This window comes from Candidatus Pantoea deserta, from assembly GCF_003813865.1.
Taxonomy (GTDB): domain Bacteria; phylum Pseudomonadota; class Gammaproteobacteria; order Enterobacterales; family Enterobacteriaceae; genus Pantoea; species Pantoea deserta.
In genome coordinates this window covers 56,893-73,064 of the sequence record NZ_RMVG01000002.1, presented here as the reverse complement: position 1 = coordinate 73,064, position 16,172 = coordinate 56,893, and the positions used below count along the sequence as shown (strand labels likewise).

General features: G+C 60.7%; 10 protein-coding genes and 3 tRNA genes. 6 read left to right on the top strand and 7 right to left on the bottom strand.

Annotated elements, in window-relative coordinates:
* Positions 1-43: 43 nt before the first annotated feature.
* Positions 44-265 (bottom strand): YgdI/YgdR family lipoprotein, encoded by a 222-nt coding sequence (locus tag BBB56_RS02950; protein WP_123798649.1) that lies wholly within the window; start codon positions 263-265, stop codon positions 44-46.
* Positions 266-461: 196 nt separating this feature from the next.
* Between BBB56_RS02950 and csdA the strand changes: the two genes are divergently transcribed.
* Both csdA and csdE read left to right on the top strand, forming a co-directional pair.
* Positions 462-1,676 carry a cysteine desulfurase CsdA gene (csdA, locus tag BBB56_RS02945; RefSeq protein WP_123798647.1) on the top strand — a complete coding sequence of 405 codons (1,215 nt, stop codon included), beginning with the start codon at positions 462-464 and terminating at the stop codon, positions 1,674-1,676.
* Positions 1,673-2,125: a cysteine desulfurase sulfur acceptor subunit CsdE gene (gene csdE, locus BBB56_RS02940; protein WP_123798645.1), complete on the top strand. Its 453-nt coding sequence runs from the start codon at positions 1,673-1,675 to the stop codon at positions 2,123-2,125. Before csdA ends, csdE begins: the two co-directional genes overlap by 4 nt.
* 3 nt (positions 2,126-2,128) lie before the next feature.
* Here csdE and tcdA read toward each other — a convergent pair whose 3' ends face one another.
* Together tcdA and mltA are read right to left on the bottom strand one after the other, a co-directional pair.
* Entirely contained in the window at positions 2,129-2,932 is an 804-nt protein-coding gene (gene tcdA, locus BBB56_RS02935) for a tRNA cyclic N6-threonylcarbamoyladenosine(37) synthase TcdA (RefSeq protein ID WP_123798643.1), read from the bottom strand.
* Between the two features lie 48 nt (positions 2,933-2,980).
* Entirely contained in the window at positions 2,981-4,132 is a 1,152-nt protein-coding gene (gene mltA / locus BBB56_RS02930) for a murein transglycosylase A (protein WP_370661847.1), read from the bottom strand.
* 206 nt (positions 4,133-4,338) lie between these two features.
* Here mltA and BBB56_RS02925 point away from each other — a divergent pair.
* The 3 genes from BBB56_RS02925 to BBB56_RS02915 all read left to right on the top strand — a co-directional run bounded on the left by BBB56_RS02925 (position 4,339) and on the right by BBB56_RS02915 (position 4,670).
* Positions 4,339-4,415, top strand: a tRNA-Met gene (locus tag BBB56_RS02925).
* A gap of 51 nt (positions 4,416-4,466) precedes the next feature.
* A tRNA-Met gene (locus tag BBB56_RS02920) sits at positions 4,467-4,543 on the top strand.
* 50 nt (positions 4,544-4,593) lie between these two features.
* Positions 4,594-4,670, top strand: a tRNA-Met gene (locus BBB56_RS02915).
* A gap of 78 nt (positions 4,671-4,748) precedes the next feature.
* On the opposite strand, the gene amiC is transcribed toward BBB56_RS02915, so the two are convergent.
* Positions 4,749-5,993, bottom strand: a complete 1,245-nt coding sequence (gene amiC, locus BBB56_RS02910) for an N-acetylmuramoyl-L-alanine amidase AmiC (protein WP_123798639.1) — start codon at positions 5,991-5,993, stop codon at positions 4,749-4,751.
* Positions 5,994-6,225: 232 nt separating this feature from the next.
* Here amiC and argA point away from each other — a divergent pair, with 232 nt between their 5' ends.
* Complete coding sequence (gene argA, locus BBB56_RS02905; protein WP_123798638.1) at positions 6,226-7,554, top strand: amino-acid N-acetyltransferase; 1,329 nt, start codon at positions 6,226-6,228, stop codon at positions 7,552-7,554.
* Positions 7,555-7,793: 239 nt separating this feature from the next.
* Here the strand turns inward: argA and recD are convergent, their stop codons facing one another.
* From recD to ptrA, 3 genes are read right to left on the bottom strand one after another with little or no spacing between them, the layout of a single operon-like run.
* Positions 7,794-9,635 (bottom strand): exodeoxyribonuclease V subunit alpha, encoded by a 1,842-nt coding sequence (gene recD / locus BBB56_RS02900; protein ID WP_123798636.1) that lies wholly within the window; start codon positions 9,633-9,635, stop codon positions 7,794-7,796.
* The gene (gene recB / locus BBB56_RS02895; protein ID WP_123798634.1) at positions 9,632-13,168 is read right to left on the bottom strand and encodes an exodeoxyribonuclease V subunit beta; all 3,537 of its coding nucleotides are present in this window, start codon (positions 13,166-13,168) and stop codon (positions 9,632-9,634) included. The genes recD and recB overlap by 4 nt, the downstream gene beginning before the upstream one ends.
* Positions 13,165-16,059, bottom strand: a complete 2,895-nt coding sequence (ptrA, locus tag BBB56_RS02890; protein ID WP_123798632.1) for a pitrilysin — start codon at positions 16,057-16,059, stop codon at positions 13,165-13,167. The genes recB and ptrA overlap by 4 nt, the downstream gene beginning before the upstream one ends.
* Positions 16,060-16,172 lie beyond the last annotated feature (113 nt).

Below are 16,172 nucleotides of genomic sequence, written 5' to 3'. Positions count from 1 at the left end.
AAATTGCGGTGCTTTTTTTTGCCTGCAACAAGCGCGTTCTCGCTTACTGCACCTCTACCATCTCTTTAACGTCAGCACGGTTGATCTGCTGCTTGTTGCCGTTTGCATCTTTATAGCTAATCATACCGGTATCGTTGTCAACGGATGGCTTGCCTTCTGAAATAATGGTGCGACCGTCGTTGGTATGCATGACATAATTGCTTGAACACGCGGCCAGAGTAAAAGCCATGGCACAGATGGCCAGCACTGCGGAAAGTTTTTTCATCTTCTATCTCCTTGCAGATTGATTGCATAAAACCGCCCGCATGCGCTAACCGGTAGTCAAATCGACTAAAGAAGGTTGCTCATAATGCGGGTTTTGGTTTAAACCTTGCATTATTCAGCATAACGCGCTTTTACAGCTTTGCCAGGAGAGAGCCAGGCTTTTGTTTTGGGCCTATCTATTTGTATGACGAGCCGACATGACTGCATTTAATCCCACCACATTCCGCCAGCAGTTTCCGGCGCTGAGCGATGCAGGCGTCTATCTCGACAGCGCCGCCACCACCCTAAAACCTCAGGTGGTGATTGACACCACTGAACAGTTTTACAGCCTGAGCGCTGGCACCGTCCATCGCAGCCAGTATGCTGCGGCGCGTCAGCTAACGGAACGATATGAGCAGGCGCGGCATCAGGTGGCGCGGCTGTTGAACGCCGCCCATGAGCATCAGATCGTCTGGACGCGCGGCACCACGGAAGCCATTAACCTGGTGGCTAACAGCTGGCTGCTGCCGCGTCTCCAGGCTGGCGATGAAATTGTGGTCAGCGAGGCGGAGCATCACGCCAATCTGGTGCCCTGGCTAATGGCCGCGCAGGCGCGCGGCGCAAAAGTGGTGAAGTGGCCGATCGGCGCTGATTACCTGCCCGATAGTCGCCTGCTGCCCGCGCTGCTGACTTCCCGTACCCGCCTGCTGGCTATTGGTCAGATGTCTAACGTCACGGGCGGCTGTCCGGATCTGGCGCAGGCGATCGCGCTGGCGCACAGCGTCGGCGCGAAAGTCATGGTCGACGGCGCGCAGGGCGTGGCGCACTGCCCGCCCGACGTGCAGGCGCTGGACATTGATTTTTATGCCTTCTCCGCCCATAAGCTTTACGGTCCCACCGGCATCGGCGCGCTGTATGGCAAAGCCGAGCTGCTGGACGAGATGGCGCCGTGGCAGGGCGGCGGCAAGATGCTGACGCAGGTCGATTTTAACGGCTTTGCCCCGCAGCCGGTTCCCTGGCGTTTTGAAGCCGGCACGCCGAACGTGGCGGGCGTCGTCGGGCTAAGCGCCGCGCTCAGCTGGCTGGAGCGGCACGATCGGCTGAAAGCGGAGATGTGGAGCCAGCAGCTTGCCAGTCTGGCTGAAGAGCAGCTAGGGGAATTTCCCGGCTTTCGCAGTTACCGCGCAGGAAGATCGAGCGTGCTGTCTTTTGATTTTGAGGGCATTCACCACAGCGACATCGTGACGCTGCTGGCTGAACAGGGCATCGCCCTGCGAGCAGGCCAGCACTGCGCGCAGCCGCTGATGGCGGCGCTGGGCGTAAGCGGCACGCTGCGCGTCTCTTTTGCCCCCTATAATAATTTACAGGACGTTGATGCACTGACGCGCGCCGTCTATACCGCGCTCGATCTGTTAGCGGAGGAGGAATCATGAGTCAGACGTTGACTGGCCCGCACCCGTTTGGCGATCTCATCACGCTTGATAGCCTGAAAGAGAAATTCGCCCATTTTCAGCAGTGGGAAGATCGCTACCGTCAGCTGATCCAGCTTAGCCGCCAGCTGCCCGCGTTGCCAGACGAACTCAAAACCCCCGGCATCGAGCTGAGCGGCTGCGAAAACCGCGTCTGGCTCAGCAGCCAGCTGCGCCACGACGGCACGCTGCACTTCTATGGCGACAGCGAAGGCCGTATCGTACGCGGCCTGCTGGCGGTGCTGCTCACCGCCGTGGAAGGGCAAACGCCGCAGGCGCTGCTGCAAAGCGATCCGCTTCAGCTGTTTGACGAACTGGGCCTGCGCGCCCAGCTCAGCGCCTCGCGCAGCAGCGGGCTGAAAGCGCTGGCGGAAGCGGTGCGTCAGCAGGCCGCGCGCGCCAGCCAGCTCTGAGGCTTACGCCGCCTGACGCGCGGCGCGCGCCAGAAATTTCTTCAGCGCGTGAGACACCGCGACAAAACCAAAGGTCGCGGTCACCATCGTGGCCGCGCCGAATCCCGCCTCGCAGTCCATTCTTTTTGGCCCTTCCGCCGTGCTGCGCGCCGCGCAGACGCTGCCGTCCGGCTGTGGGTACATCAGCGCTTCGGTAGAGAAAACGCAGTCGATGCCCAGCTTGCCTTTGCTGTTTTTCACCACGCCAAGCTGCTTCAGCCGCTCACGCAGTTTCGCCGCCAGCGGATCCTGAATGGTTTTCGCCAGATCGGCGACCTGGATCTGCGTGGGATCGATCTGTCCGCCCGCGCCGCCCGTCGTGATCAGCGGGATCTTATTGCGACGGCACCAGGCGATCAGCGCGGCTTTCGGCCGCACGCTGTCGATGGCGTCGATCACGTAGTCAAAGCCCGCGGCCATCAGCTGCGCCGTATTGTCCGGCGTGATGAAGTCATCAATGCAGATCACTTCGCAGTCAGGATTAATGGCGCGCAAGCGCTCCGCCATAACCTCGGTTTTCGCCTTACCGACGTTGCCGTTCAGCGCATGGATTTGACGATTGGTATTGGTGATGCAGACATCATCCATATCAATCAGGGTAATTTTACCGATGCCGGTGCGCGCCAGGGCTTCCGCCGCCCAGGAGCCGACGCCGCCGATACCGATCACGCAGAAATGCGCCGCCGCAAACTGCGCCAGCGCATCCTGCCCATAAAGACGTGCCGTGCCGCCGAAGCGCTGACGCCAGGCGTCGTTAACCACACTCATAATTAACCTTGTTGCCGCTTGCGGGCGCTGCCGCCCGTAAGCGTGATATCAGTTTGAACCCAGTAACAGAGAGCCATTATCGCCGTTTTGCGGCGTGCTGAACAGCGGCTGGCCGGTTCCCGGCGCGGCTTTCAGCACCCAGACGCGGCCATAGTGATTGTAGAAGCCCGCCAGATGCGCCGCGTCGGGTCCGATGCCCTGATAGATGTCAAAGTGCTGGCCTTTGATCGCCCCGCCGACATCCAGCGCTACCATCAGGCGCATCTCATACTTACCGTTGAACTTGCCCTTTTCGTTAAGCTGCGGCACTTCGGCCAGCAGCGCGGTGCCTGCCGGGATCAGCGAGCGGTCGGAAGCCACAGAGGCTTTCGCCACCAGCGGCACCGCGCTGGCGCCGCGCACCGGCGTATAAGGTTCCGGCTTAAAGAAGACGAATGAAGGGTTGGTTTCCAGCAGCGCGCGCACCTCCTGCTCGGAGTGGGCGGCCGCCCAGTCGCGGATGGCCTGCATCGACATATCTTCACGCTTCACTTCGCCACGGTCGATCAACTCTTTGCCGATACTGTGGTAAGCCCAGCCGTTTTTGCCGCCGTAGCCGAAGAACGTCATCGGGCGGCCATCGCCGAAATCAACGTAGCCGCTGCCCTGCACGTCCATAATAAAATTATCGATCAGCGAGTTGCTCCAGCCAATAACGTAACGCTCGTCCAGCGCGCCGCTATAAATAGAGGCGCGGCTCGGCAGTTTCGCGCCGCGTTGACGCGGCGGCATACGGTAGATGGGATACTGGAACTCGCCCTGACGCGTATAGCGCGCCTGCACCACCGGCGTATAGTAGCCGGTAAACTGCACGTTGCCGTAGTTATCCGTTCCCTCCATCTGGAAGGCGTTCAGGCCGAACTGGCGCAGCTGTCGCGTATCGGCGCCAGCCATCAGCCAGCTCTCAATGGCGCTATAGGTGCCGGTGTGACGGCCATATAAGGCAGACGAGGCCGACTGAATTTGTCGCACCTGTTCGCCAAAATCTCTGCCGTTAACGGGACTGCCCTTTGCATTGGGCTGATTAACCAGCGCCAGCGGCTGTTCCAGCTTGCCGTCTTTATATTGCTGACCGCGATCGGTGGGTTTTGAGCTACAACCCGCCAGCAGGGCAAAAACTGCCCCAGTAAGTGCGTACTTCGCCCAGTGTCCTTTATTCATCGCCATCTCTTTTCATCATCAGTGTTCGCCACGCGACGATAGCAAAGCGCCCGGCAGATTGAAATCCGTCCGCCCCTTCTCTGCGCACGGCTGTGCGCAAAATAATCAGATGGGAAAAATATTCAGCAAATGGTTACCAATTTAGCGCTTTACCGTAAAAAGGGGTTGCATCATCGGCGTTGCAAGGTATAGTGCGCATCCACGGACGCGGGATGGAGCAGCCTGGTAGCTCGTCGGGCTCATAACCCGAAGGTCGTCGGTTCAAATCCGGCTCCCGCAACCAACTCTTCTTTAGTGAAGAGACAATGTGAAAAGTCGCAATGCGCACTACGGACGCGGGATGGAGCAGCCTGGTAGCTCGTCGGGCTCATAACCCGAAGGTCGTCGGTTCAAATCCGGCTCCCGCAACCAACTCTTCTTTCATGAAGAGCACAGTGAAAAGTCGCAAAGCGCAAGACGGACGCGGGGTGGAGCAGCCTGGTAGCTCGTCGGGCTCATAACCCGAAGGTCGTCGGTTCAAATCCGGCCCCCGCAACCAATCATTTAAACACCTGAAAGGGTGTTTTTTTGTTTTTGTCCCTGGTAAAAGCGGGACAGCCTGCGCCATCCCTCTGCCTCAGCGTCGCGCCAGCGCGCCGCCCTTGTCGAAATAAGCTTTGATACCGTGAAAAATCGCCTCGGCAACCTGCTGCTGATAGCGGCTGGTGCGTAGCTTACGCTCCTCCTCCACGTTACTGATAAAGGCAGTCTCCACCAGAATCGACGGAATGTCCGGCGCTTTCAGCACAGCGAAACCGGCCTGATCGACGGTGCGCTTATGCAAATGGTTAATGCGCCCCATGCGTTGCAGCACTTCTTTACCGAACTTCAGGCTGTCGTGAATGGTCTGGCGCTGCACCATATCGAACATGGCATGGTCGAGGTAGCGATCGCCGCTCATGCTGACGCCGCCAATCAGGTCGGATTCATTCTGCGTTTGCGCCAGGAAACGCGCGGCCGCCGAGGTGGCTCCTTTGGTTGACAGCGCAAACACGGAAGAGCCGCGCGCGCTGCGGCTGGTAAAGGCATCGGCGTGTATAGAGACAAAAAGATCGGCGCGCTGTTTGCGCGCTTTCGCCACCCGCACGCGCAGCGGAATAAATACATCCTCGTTGCGCGTCATATAGGCCTTCATATTCGGCTCTTTTTCGATCAACGCCCTGAGACGTCGGCCAATCTTCAGCACGATGTCTTTCTCACGCGTTTTGTGTTTACCGTGCGCGCCGGGATCTTCGCCGCCGTGACCGGGGTCGATCATGATAATAATCGGCCTGTCGCGTCCCGCTTTGCCGGGCAGCGGCGCGCTCGCCGGTTCATTGCGCTCCAGCTCGCCCTGGTTATAGTCTTTGAGCAGCGCCAGCAGCGGATCGTCTTCGGTGCGGTCCTGACTGGGATAGAGATCCACCACCAGCCGATGTTTAATACCCGCCACCGGGGCCAGCGTAAAGGTTTTAGGCGCGACGTTGCGCTTCAGTTCCAGCACGATGCGCACGGTCGTGGCGTCGAACTGCCCTACCCGCGCGTTTTTGATAAAGGGATCGTCGACGCGAACCAGTTTATCCACGCCCTTTAGCACCGGATTCAGGTGCATATTTTGTATATCGATCACCAGCCGATCCGGGTGGCTGAGCGCGAACTGCTTATAGTGCAGCGGCACGCTGGACTCCAGCGTCATGCGCGAATAGGTCGATGAGGGCCAGATGCGTACCGCCACGATATGATTTTTTGCCGCCAGGCCTGCGCGGCTCACGCTCAACAGCAGCAGCGCGCCTGTACCTTGTAACAACCGCCGACGGGAAAAAAGAGGATCTGATTCTGACATGCCGCTCCAGCAACTCTGTTCTGTCTAAAAAAACGCCATATCAATAAAAGGCGGTGAAAACTTTAGCCCATCCTTTTGGCGAAGTCATCCTGGAAAAGCTAAATAATGCAGTCTCTTAGCGCGTTTCGCATCCGAAAAAACGTAAATTTACGTCAGGTTTAGCCCTTGCAAAAGCCGCTCTAAAAGAATAAAAATACATAAATTACGAATAATCATTCATTGAGGGTTTGCCGTGAAGGAACGTAGTACTGAGCTGGTTCAGGGGTTTCGCCATACCGTTCCCTATATCAACGCCCATCGGGATAAGACCTTTGTCATCATGCTGGGCGGCGAGGCTATCGAGCACGAGAACTTCTCCAGCATCGTCAACGATATCGGTCTGCTGCACAGCCTCGGTATTCGCCTGGTGGTGGTATACGGCGCGCGTCCGCAGATTGACGCCAGCCTGGCTGAGCATCAGCTGGAGCCGGTATACCATAAGTACACCCGCGTCACCGACGCGCAGTCGCTGGAGCTGGTAAAGCAGGCGGCAGGCCGCTTGCAGCTCGACATCACGGCGCGCCTCTCAATGAGTCTGAATAACACGCCGCTACAGGGCGCGCATATCAACGTCGTGAGCGGCAACTTTATTATCGCCCAGCCGCTGGGGGTGGATGACGGCGTCGATTACTGCCACAGCGGACGCATCCGTCGTATTGACGAAGAGGCGATCCACCGGCAGCTGGATAACAACGCCATCGTGCTGCTCGGCCCGGTGGCGGTTTCCGTCACCGGCGAGAGTTTTAACCTGACGTCGGAAGAGGTCGCGACCCAGCTGGCGATTAAGCTGAAAGCGGAAAAAATGATCGGCTTCTGCTCGGAACAGGGCGTGACCCGCCGCGACGGCACCATTATTTCCGAACTGTTTCCCAACGACGCGCAGGCGCGCATCGACGAGATGGAGAGCGACGGCGACTACCTTTCCGGCACCGTGCGCTTTCTGCGCGGCGCGGTAAAAGCGTGCCGCAGCGGCGTGCGCCGCAGCCATCTCATCAGCTATCAGGAAGATGGCGCGCTGTTGCAGGAGCTTTTCTCACGCGACGGTATCGGCACGCAGATCGTTATGGAGTCGAGCGAACAGATTCGCCGCGCCACCATTAATGATATTGGCGGCATTCTGGAGCTGATCCGCCCGCTGGAGCAGCAGGGCATTCTGGTTCGTCGCTCGCGCGAGCAGCTGGAGATGGAGATCGACAAGTTCACCATTATCATTCGCGATAACCTGACCATCGCCTGCGCCGCGCTCTATCCCTTTATGGATGAGAAAATCGGTGAGATGGCCTGCGTGGCGGTTCACCCTGACTATCGCAGCTCGTCGCGCGGCGAACTGCTGCTTCAGCGCGTGGCGCTTCAGGCTCGTCAGATGGGGCTGGAGAAGCTGTTTGTGCTGACGACGCGCAGCATCCACTGGTTCCAGGAGCGCGGATTTACGCCGGTGGATATTGAGTCGTTGCCGGAGAGCAAAAAGCAGATGTACAACTATCAGCGCCGCTCTAAGGTACTGATGGCAGACCTGACCTGATCTAAACCAATCCAGGCCACATAACCGGGCAGGCACAGGCAGCCAGCGCCGTTGCACAAAGCCGCTCAAGGCATCCCGCACAGTATACGCACCTCATCCCTGAGGTGCGCCTGTAAAGAAACCAGCCTGTGCGCTGTTCAAAAACGCTCCGACGTTTTGCCCCTGCTACGGGGCGCTTTGTTCCACAGCCCCTGTTGGCCCGCGCTGTTATCTACCGAGCCGTTTGCGGCTGAAACCGATTAGCCAGCCAGACTCAGCCTTTCCACCAGCCCGCTGCGGCGCTGGGTTTGCAGCTGCACCGCGCGCTGGAAAACCGCCGGTTCGCTATACAGCGTGAGCCGACTGCGCGCGCGGGTAATGGCGGTATAGACCAGCTCGCGCGTCAGCACCGGCGAAAACTGAGCAGGCAGCACCAGCGCCGTGTGCTCAAACTCCGATCCCTGAGATTTATGCACCGTCATTGCCCAGGCGGTATCATGCGGCGGCAGGCGGCTCGGCTGCACGGCCTTTACCGAACCGTCCGGCAGCGGGAAAAACACCTTCAGCTGATTCCCGGCGTCGCGCAGGGTAATGCCGATGTCGCCGTTAAACAGCCCCAGCGCGCTGTCGTTACGCGTCACCATCACCGGTCGTCCGGCATACCAGCGGCTGCCCACAGCCGGACGCCGGATGCGCTGTAGCTGCACCAGCCGCTGCTCAATACGCTGATTCAGCCCCTGCACGCCAAACGGCCCGTCGCGCAGCGCGCAGAGCAGCTGATAACGACTGAACGCCAGCAGGATCTCTTCAACCGGCGCGCGCGACTGCACCAGCTTCAGATAGGGTCGATAGCCTTCGGCCACCGCGTCAAGCATCGCCTGATAGGCCTGGCCACTCTGCAACGCCTGAAAATCGATGTCTTCAAAAGCGGCATTGATAACGGACTCGACCTCGCGCGGATCGCCGAGGTTAACCGCCCTCGCCAGCTGGCCGATCCCGGACTTCGCATCAAAACGGTAGCTTTTACGCAGCAGACAGATGCTGTCGCGTACGTGAGGCGCGTGCGCGTCATCTGCGCCATCAAGCGCGCACTGCGTCAGCGCCACCAGCTGCTGCGCGCGCGCCAGGCTGTAGCCGGTTTCGGCGCAGCGGCAAATATCGCCCAGCACCGCGCCCGCCTCCACCGACGCCAGCTGATCGCGATCGCCGAGAAAAATGACGCGCGCGTGCTCCGGCAGCGCCGCGATCAGCTTCGCCATCATCGACAGATCCACCATCGATGCCTCATCCACCACCAGCACGTCGAGATGCAGCCGGTTCGCGGCGTGGTAGCGCAGCCGCTGCGTGTCGGGCTGCGCGCCTAACAGACGATGCAGCGTGGTGGCCTCGCTGGGAAAACGCGCCCGCTCTTCGTCGCTGACCGACAGCGCCTGAAGCGCCTGTCCCAGGGACTCCGTCAGACGCGCCGCCGCTTTACCGGTCGGCGCAGCCAGCTGGATGCGCAGGCTGTTGCGGCTGAGACGGATCATCGCAGCCAGCAGCTTCGCCACGGTGGTGGTTTTGCCGGTTCCCGGTCCGCCGGAGATAACGGCGGTTTTACGCGTCAGCGCCACGGCAGCCGCGATTTTCTGCCAGTCATCCGGGCGATCGCCGAACAGCGCGCTCAGCACGCGCTGCGCCTCAGCCACGTCCATATCAGCCAGATCGGCCTGGAGCGTGAAAAAGCGCGCCACCTGCCCTTCGCTTTGCCACAGACGATGCAGATAGAGCCGCTCGTGATTGAGCACCAGCGGCGTGGCGATGGCCCCGTCGCTCAGCGCCGGCCAGCCTGACAATGCGGTTTTCCAGCACGACGGCGCGCCCGCGGCGCGCCACAGCGCCTGCGCCAGTTCAGGATGGCGTCCGGCAAACAGCGTCTCCGCGTTCAGGTGCGCCAGCGGCAGGCACACATGGCCGTCGCCCGCTTCAGCGCTGACGCAGGCCGCCGCCAGCAGCCATGCGGGCTGCGAGGCATCGGCCAGCAGTCGGGCGAATTGCAGGTCGAGCGGCCGCAGCAGACGTTTTTCTACCGCCTGATCGAGCAGTGACACCATCTCCGTCATACTTCCTCCTCTTCCGGGCGTCGAAACAGCGCGTCCAGGCCGGCGATAAACTCAGCCGAAGGACGCGCGGTAAAAATACCATTTTCCGGCGAACTGCCGTCAACGCCGCGTAAAAACAGATAAAACACGCCGCCAAAATGGCGCGAGTAATCATAACCAGGCAGACGATGTTGCAGATAGCGATGCAGGGCCAGCGTATAGAGCTGATATTGCAGATCGTAACGGTGATCCACCATCGCCTGCGCCATCGCTTCGGGCGTATAGGCCGCTTCGCTGTCGCCTAACCAGTTAGATTTATAATCCAGCAGATAATATTGGCCGTTCCAGCGAAACACCAGATCGATAAACCCCTTCAGCATCCCCTGCACTTGCTGGAACTCAAGACGCGGCGCGCGCGCCGACAGCTCGTCGTGGCGACGCATCAGCCCGTCCAGCGTCGAGGCGCTGAGCATTTGCTCCAGCGGCAGATAAAACGCCATCTCCACCAGACGGTCGCGATTTTGCAGCGCGCCCAGCGTCAGGCCGTCGCGATTCAGCGGCGTATGCAGCACGCGCGCGATCCACGCCTCCAGCACCGGCAGCCAGTGGCCGGGATAGCCGTTCTGTTCCAGCTGCGTCTCCAGCAGGGCGCTGTCTGGCGGACGCGTAAAATCGATGGATTCAAACAGGCTGTGCAGAAAGGTGCCCGGCGCGGCGCCGCGCGGGAAGTGATGCGGCGTCAGCGCCTGTTCGGCTTCGCCGCCCTCTTCCCCGGCCGCGTCGATGTCAAAAGCGGGCATCGCCTCCAGCAGCGGCGAACTGCTGTGCTGCTGGAGGCCGGAATAGCTGGTCACTCGCCAGGCGTCGCGCAGGTCGCGCGTTACCTGACGGCTGCTGAGCGCATCATCGGGCTGCGCCTGCTCGCGCCAGTTCTCGCCGGGGATCAGCGCCTCGGTGACGATGTCGGTATCCGCATCCGCCAGCGTCGCCAGACTGGCGCGCAGCTGGTCGGCATTACCGCTCTCGCCCTGCTGCACCAGATAGCCCAGCGCGCTTTTATGCAGATCGCTGTCGCCCTCTTTTTTGCGCGCGCCTTTGAACAGCGGAGCGATGCCCACGCTGCAATGAAACACCGAGCGCGTTAAGGCGACGTAGAGCAGACGCAAATCCTCGGCCAGCCGCTCCTGCTCGGCCAGCTCCATGCTCTGCTCATCCCCCTGCACGTCGAGCAGCGTCGCAAAGCTTTCGCGGTCGTGATACAGGGCGCTGGCCGCCTCGCGGAAACCCGCCACGAAAGGCAGCCATACCAGCGGATACTGTAGCCCTTTGGATTTATGGATGGTGACGATCTGCACCAGATGGCGATCGCTCTCAAGACGCAGCTGCTGATCCGCCGACTGGCTGTTTGGCCGGGCAATTTGCTGCGCCAGATAGCGCACCAGCGCATGGGGGCTGTCGAGCTGCGTCGAGGCTTCCTGCAACAGTTCGCCAAGGTGCATTAAATCGGTCAGCCTGCGCTCGCCGTTCTCCGAGGCCAGCATATTCTCCGCCAGCTGTCGCTGATTCATCACGTCGCGCAGCATCGGCAACACGCCGCGCTGATGCCATAGCTGCTGCCAGCCCGCGAACTGCTCGACCAGCGCATCCCATTCCCGTTCGTTCTGACTCAGGCGATCCAGCGAGGCGGCATCAATGGCGAAAATAGAGGTCGCCAGCGCGCTGCGCAGCAATCGCTCCTGCTCCGGAGCCTGTACCGCCTGTAGCAGCCACAACAGCTCGCGCGCTTCGGGCGTGGTGTAGACGCTGTCGCGGTTGGAGAGGTAAACCGACGGGATAGACAGGCCGTTTAGCGCATCCCGAACCAGCCCCGCTTCGTTGCGGCTGCGCACCAGCACGGTGATGTCGGAGGCCTGCACTGGCCGCAAATCTTCCCCTTTGCCCAGCAGCGCGCGACCCTGCTGACCGGCGACCAGCCAGCGGCTGATGTCGGCGGCGCACTGCTGGGCCATAAACTGCTGATAATCGCTGACGCCGACGCCGTCGCCGGGCTGTAGCCAGAAGCGCAGCGCCGCCTGCGGCTGATTATCCTTCAGCAGACGCAGCTGCTGGTTGGGCGCGGCGGGATTGACCGGCAAAAACGGGATTGCCGAGAAGAGAAACGGCGACGGCATGCGGGCGAAAAGGCGATTGACGCTCTGCACCATGCCCGGCGACGATCGCCAGTTGGTGTCCAGCGTATAATGGGCGCTGACCTCGCTGCGCGCGCGCAGATAGGTGAAAATATCCGCGCCGCGGAAAGCATAGATAGCCTGTTTGGGGTCGCCGATCAGCAGCAGCGCCAGCTCAGGCTGATTCAGGTAAAGCGTGCGGAATATGCGGTACTGCTGCGGATCGGTATCCTGAAACTCATCGATCAGCGCCACCGGGAAACGGCTGCGGATGGTCTCCGCCAGCAGCGCGCCCCCCGGCTGCTGTAGCGCCTCGTCGAGACGGCTGAGCAGATCGTCAAATCCCAGCAAGGCCCGCAGTCGTTTCTCTTTACGCACCGCATCGCGCACTTCGACCAGCGCGCGGGCAATCACCAAATCACGCAGCGACAGCGGCTCGGCGAGAAAGGTGTCGATCTCCTGAAACAGCGGATGCCGCGGCGGCTCGCCCTTTTTGGTTTTCTCCACCAGCACGCGCTGGGCAAAACGCTCCAGCTCTTTGGGAAAGAGGTAATCCACCGTGTCGCTGTTGGCCCACTGGGTGATCTTCGCCACCCAGAGCGGCAGGTATTTGCTGCTGTAGCTGCGCTTATCAACGCCCGACTGACTGACGATGCCCTCAACTTCCTCACTGACCGCCTGCCACTGCTGCTTCATCGCCGCAATGCGCGCCAGATTCGCGGCATGACGCGTCGCCAGGGTTTCATCCTCGGCGGGCGGGCGCTTCAGCTGCGGCGATTCCCCCTGTAGCCAGGGGCGCAGCGTGGTCAGCAGACTCTCCGGGCCGTTCCACTCGGCGATAATGGCGCGCGCCACATCCAGCGTTAGCGGATAGCAGTGACGTCGCCAGAAGTCCGCCGTCGCCTGTTTAAACAGCGCCGCCTCATCTTCAATCAGCTCCTGCTCAAACAGCATGCCGGATTCAAAGGCGTTAAGGTTGAGCATACGCTGACAGAAGCCGTGAATAGTAAAAATCGCCGCCTCATCCATCTGACGCTCGGCCGCCAGCAGCAGCGCAGCGGCCTGCGCGAGATCGGCGATCTGCCCCAGCAGCTGCGCCAGCACGGGATTGCTGCTGGCGCCGCGCACGCAGGCGAGCCGCAGCTCGTGGATGTTTTCCCGGATGCGTCCGCGCAGCTCGGCGGTGGCGGCCTCGGTAAAGGTCACCACCAGAATTTCTTCAACCGACAGCGGCCGGCTGTAGGCGTTTTCCTCGCCCAGCCCCAGCAGCAGGCGCAGATAGAGCACGCCGATGGTAAAGGTTTTGCCGGTTCCCGCCGACGCCTCAATCAGACGCTCGCCGCGCAGCGGCAGCGTCAGAGGATTCAGCGACTCAGGGTAACTCATTGTGTCTCACTCTTAACCGGTAGCGACTGTTGCAGTTTCGCGACCTCATTCCAGGTTTTCCAGCCCGGCAGCTGCGCAAACTCGATGTTGCCCGCTCCGTTGCCCGCAATCTGCGAGGTCATCGCCATGCCCTCTTTTTGCATCACGGCCTGATGGAAAAAGTTCGCCAGCGAGTCCGGCGTCAGCTGCTGGATCTGCTCAATCACTTTCTGCCGCGTATCGAACGCGTAGTTCTGGCGGTCAAAATCACGGCTAAAGCGCGACGCTTCTTCATCAAGGGTCTGTGGCCGCTGCTTAAGCTGATTGATCATCGCCTGCTGATACTGGGCGAAGTCGCTCTGCGGCATCGCGCGCAGCCGCTTTTCCGCCTGCGGATAAAATGCCTGATAGCGCTGCAACAGGTAAGCAGGCTGCTTGCTGTTGCTTTGCAGCAGGAAGCCGATGCCCCACTGTCGGCCAATCGGCATCTGGAAAGCGAACACGGCATAGCCCAGCTGTTCTTCGGTGCGCAGCTGGTTGTAGAACCAGGGCTGCACAATCTGGCTCAGCAGAGAGCTGTTCGCCATGCTCTGATACTCGCTGTAGCCCAGCGGCACATAGAGCGCCGCCAGCGCCGAATCGCTGCTGCTGCCCGCTTTTTGCAGATTGACCTTCAGCGGCGTCGCAAAGGAGACGTAGCTGTTGCGCCAGAGACGCGTGCCCTGGGGCTGCATCTGCTGTTTCAGCTCGCGCCCCAGCTGCGCGACGCTGCCGGCGCTGAGATTCCCTACCGCCAGCATTTCAGGCGTCGCATGATGGATCAGATTGTCGCGATAGGCGATAACCTCGTCGAGACGAATCTCTTTTACCAGCGCACGGCGCGTTTCCCGCTGCGTATAGGGCAGCTGCGACAGCATCTGCATCGGCTGAATCGCCAGCTCAAATGCCTTGCCCTTGTCCGCCGCGTCCAGCTGATCCAGATACCAGGATTTCGCCTGCTCCAGCTGCTGCGCGTCAGGCTGGAAGGACGCATAGCCTTCTACCAGCTTTTTCAGCAGCGTCGGCAAGCGCTGAGTGAAGCCGCTGGCGCTGAATACCAGACCGTCATTTTCGCTGGTGGAGAAGCTGATGCCGCCTACCGAGGCCTGCGAGTTCAGCTCATCCAGCGCCAGGCTGGAGAGATAGTCGTTCAGACCAAACAGCACCTGCTGGCGCGCGTCGCTGATAGCATGCTGATTGCGCAGCGCCAGCATAATCGTGGCTTTAGGTTCGCTGGCGTAGTAACGACTGGGCATCCAGTACACCGGCATATCGCCCTCCGCGCCGGGCAGCGCAACCGGATGGGAATAGCGTTTGCCGTCATCCGGTATCAGGGTGAAGTCATCGGGGATATAGGGGTTCAGCAGCGGCATCGACAGCTGGATCTGGCTGGCAAGCTGCCGCCAGTCGGCAAACGTCTTCTCGCTGATGCGATCGACCTGATAGGGAGCGTTAACAAAGTAGGCTTCTTTGTTGTGCGGCTCCTGCGGGCTGATGTACCAGATGCGCGCATGCTGGGGCGTCATCTCGTCGAGGCGCGCCTTGATGGCCGCCGCATCGTAGTCGTCAGCCAGGTAGGGCGCGTCCAGCGTGTGCTCGACCGGCACGCGCAGCATGGTGTCCGCCAGCCATTCAATGTAATCCATATCGCGCGTCAGCGAGGGATAGCGGAAATCCAGCGCCAGCACGTGAGAAACCTCATCAAAATAGCGCTTGTCGATGCCCTGTTCGCGCAGCATGGTGAGGTAGCTAAAAATCGCCGCCACAACACGATCGCGCTGCGCCAGCCCCTTATCGGTCAGCGAGGCGGTAATCGCGAATACCCCGCTGCTGCGCTCGCTCATCGGATCGGCGCCGGCGCTGACGCCATCGGCCAGCCCCTGCTTTTGCAGCCAGTCGGCCAGCGTGTTTTTGCTGCGGTTGCCGATCAGATAGCCAATCAGGGTATCGGTTTTGCTGCGGAAGCGATCGCTGTTATTGGCGATGCGGAACTCAATCTTCAGCTGCTTGCGCGGCTGCGCCGGGACGTAGTGAATAATAATGCCCTGCTGAGCGTCGGTCACCACAGGGACATCGATGGCCGGCACCGTGGCATCATGATTAGCGATGCGGCCAAAGGTGCGGGCGGCGATCTCCGCCATCTCCGGCAGCGGTTTATTGCTGTAGATCACCGCCTTCATCAGGTTAGCGGAGTAGTGGGTCTGGTAGAAGGTCGCCAGCGCGTCCAGCAGTTTGCTGCCCGGCTTATCTTTAAGAGTATCAAGGTTGCCGCCGGAGAAACGCGAGCCGGGATGGGCCGGATTAAGCGTCTCTGCGCCAACCTGCGCCATACGCAGCCCGTCGCGCGAGCGCGCCATGGTCAGCTCGGCGTTGACGGCGTTACGTTCGCGATCGGCGTTAACCGGATCGAGCAGCGGCGCGGCCAGCGCGTCGGCCATACGATCCACCGCCGGTTCCAGCGCGTCGTTTTCCACCTCCAGGTAGAACGCGGTGCGCCAGGAGGCGGTGCTGGCGTTGTGGCTGCCGCCATGCTTTTTCAGAAACTCCGCCAGATTATCCGGCTGCGGGTAGCGCGCCGATCCCATTAACACCATATGCTCAAGAAAGTGCGCCAGCCCAGGCTGCCGATCCGGATCGTCCAGCGATCCGATCGGCAGGGTTAAGCCCGCCAGCGATTTGGGCGCCTCGGCATCGGAGACCAGCAGCACGGTCAGACCGTTGGTCAGCCTGATCGCCTGATACTGGCGTGGATCTTTTTCACTCTTGCGAATGGTCTCGTTGACCGGCTCCCAGCCCGTCGTCGCCTGTGCCAGCGCGCCGCAGGCCGTCAGGCTCAACATCAGCGCCGCTATCCAGCGAGCGTATCTACGCATGTAAACCCCTTCTGTTACCCTGTACCCTTGAAGCCGCGCTGCCGGGCAGGCGCAGCCGAAAATCGTGCCAACTGACGTAACCTTGTTATGTGCCGCTAACGTGTCAGATTCCG

Bases quoted from the DNA above. Each gene is read 5' to 3' on its own strand.
- BBB56_RS02950 (WP_123798649.1), bottom strand. From the start codon at position 265: ATGAAAAAACTTTCCGCAGTGCTGGCCATCTGTGCCATGGCTTTTACT.
- csdA (WP_123798647.1), top strand. From the start codon at position 462: ATGACTGCATTTAATCCCACCACATTCCGCCAGCAGTTTCCGGCGCTG.
- csdE (WP_123798645.1), top strand. From the start codon at position 1,673: ATGAGTCAGACGTTGACTGGCCCGCACCCGTTTGGCGATCTCATCACG.
- tcdA (WP_123798643.1), bottom strand. From the start codon at position 2,932: ATGAGTGTGGTTAACGACGCCTGGCGTCAGCGCTTCGGCGGCACGGCA.
- mltA (WP_370661847.1), bottom strand. From the start codon at position 4,132: ATGAATAAAGGACACTGGGCGAAGTACGCACTTACTGGGGCAGTTTTT.
- amiC (WP_123798639.1), bottom strand. From the start codon at position 5,993: ATGTCAGAATCAGATCCTCTTTTTTCCCGTCGGCGGTTGTTACAAGGT.
- recD (WP_123798636.1), bottom strand. From the start codon at position 9,635: ATGACGGAGATGGTGTCACTGCTCGATCAGGCGGTAGAAAAACGTCTG.
- recB (WP_123798634.1), bottom strand. From the start codon at position 13,168: ATGAGTTACCCTGAGTCGCTGAATCCTCTGACGCTGCCGCTGCGCGGC.
- ptrA (WP_123798632.1), bottom strand. From the start codon at position 16,059: ATGCGTAGATACGCTCGCTGGATAGCGGCGCTGATGTTGAGCCTGACG.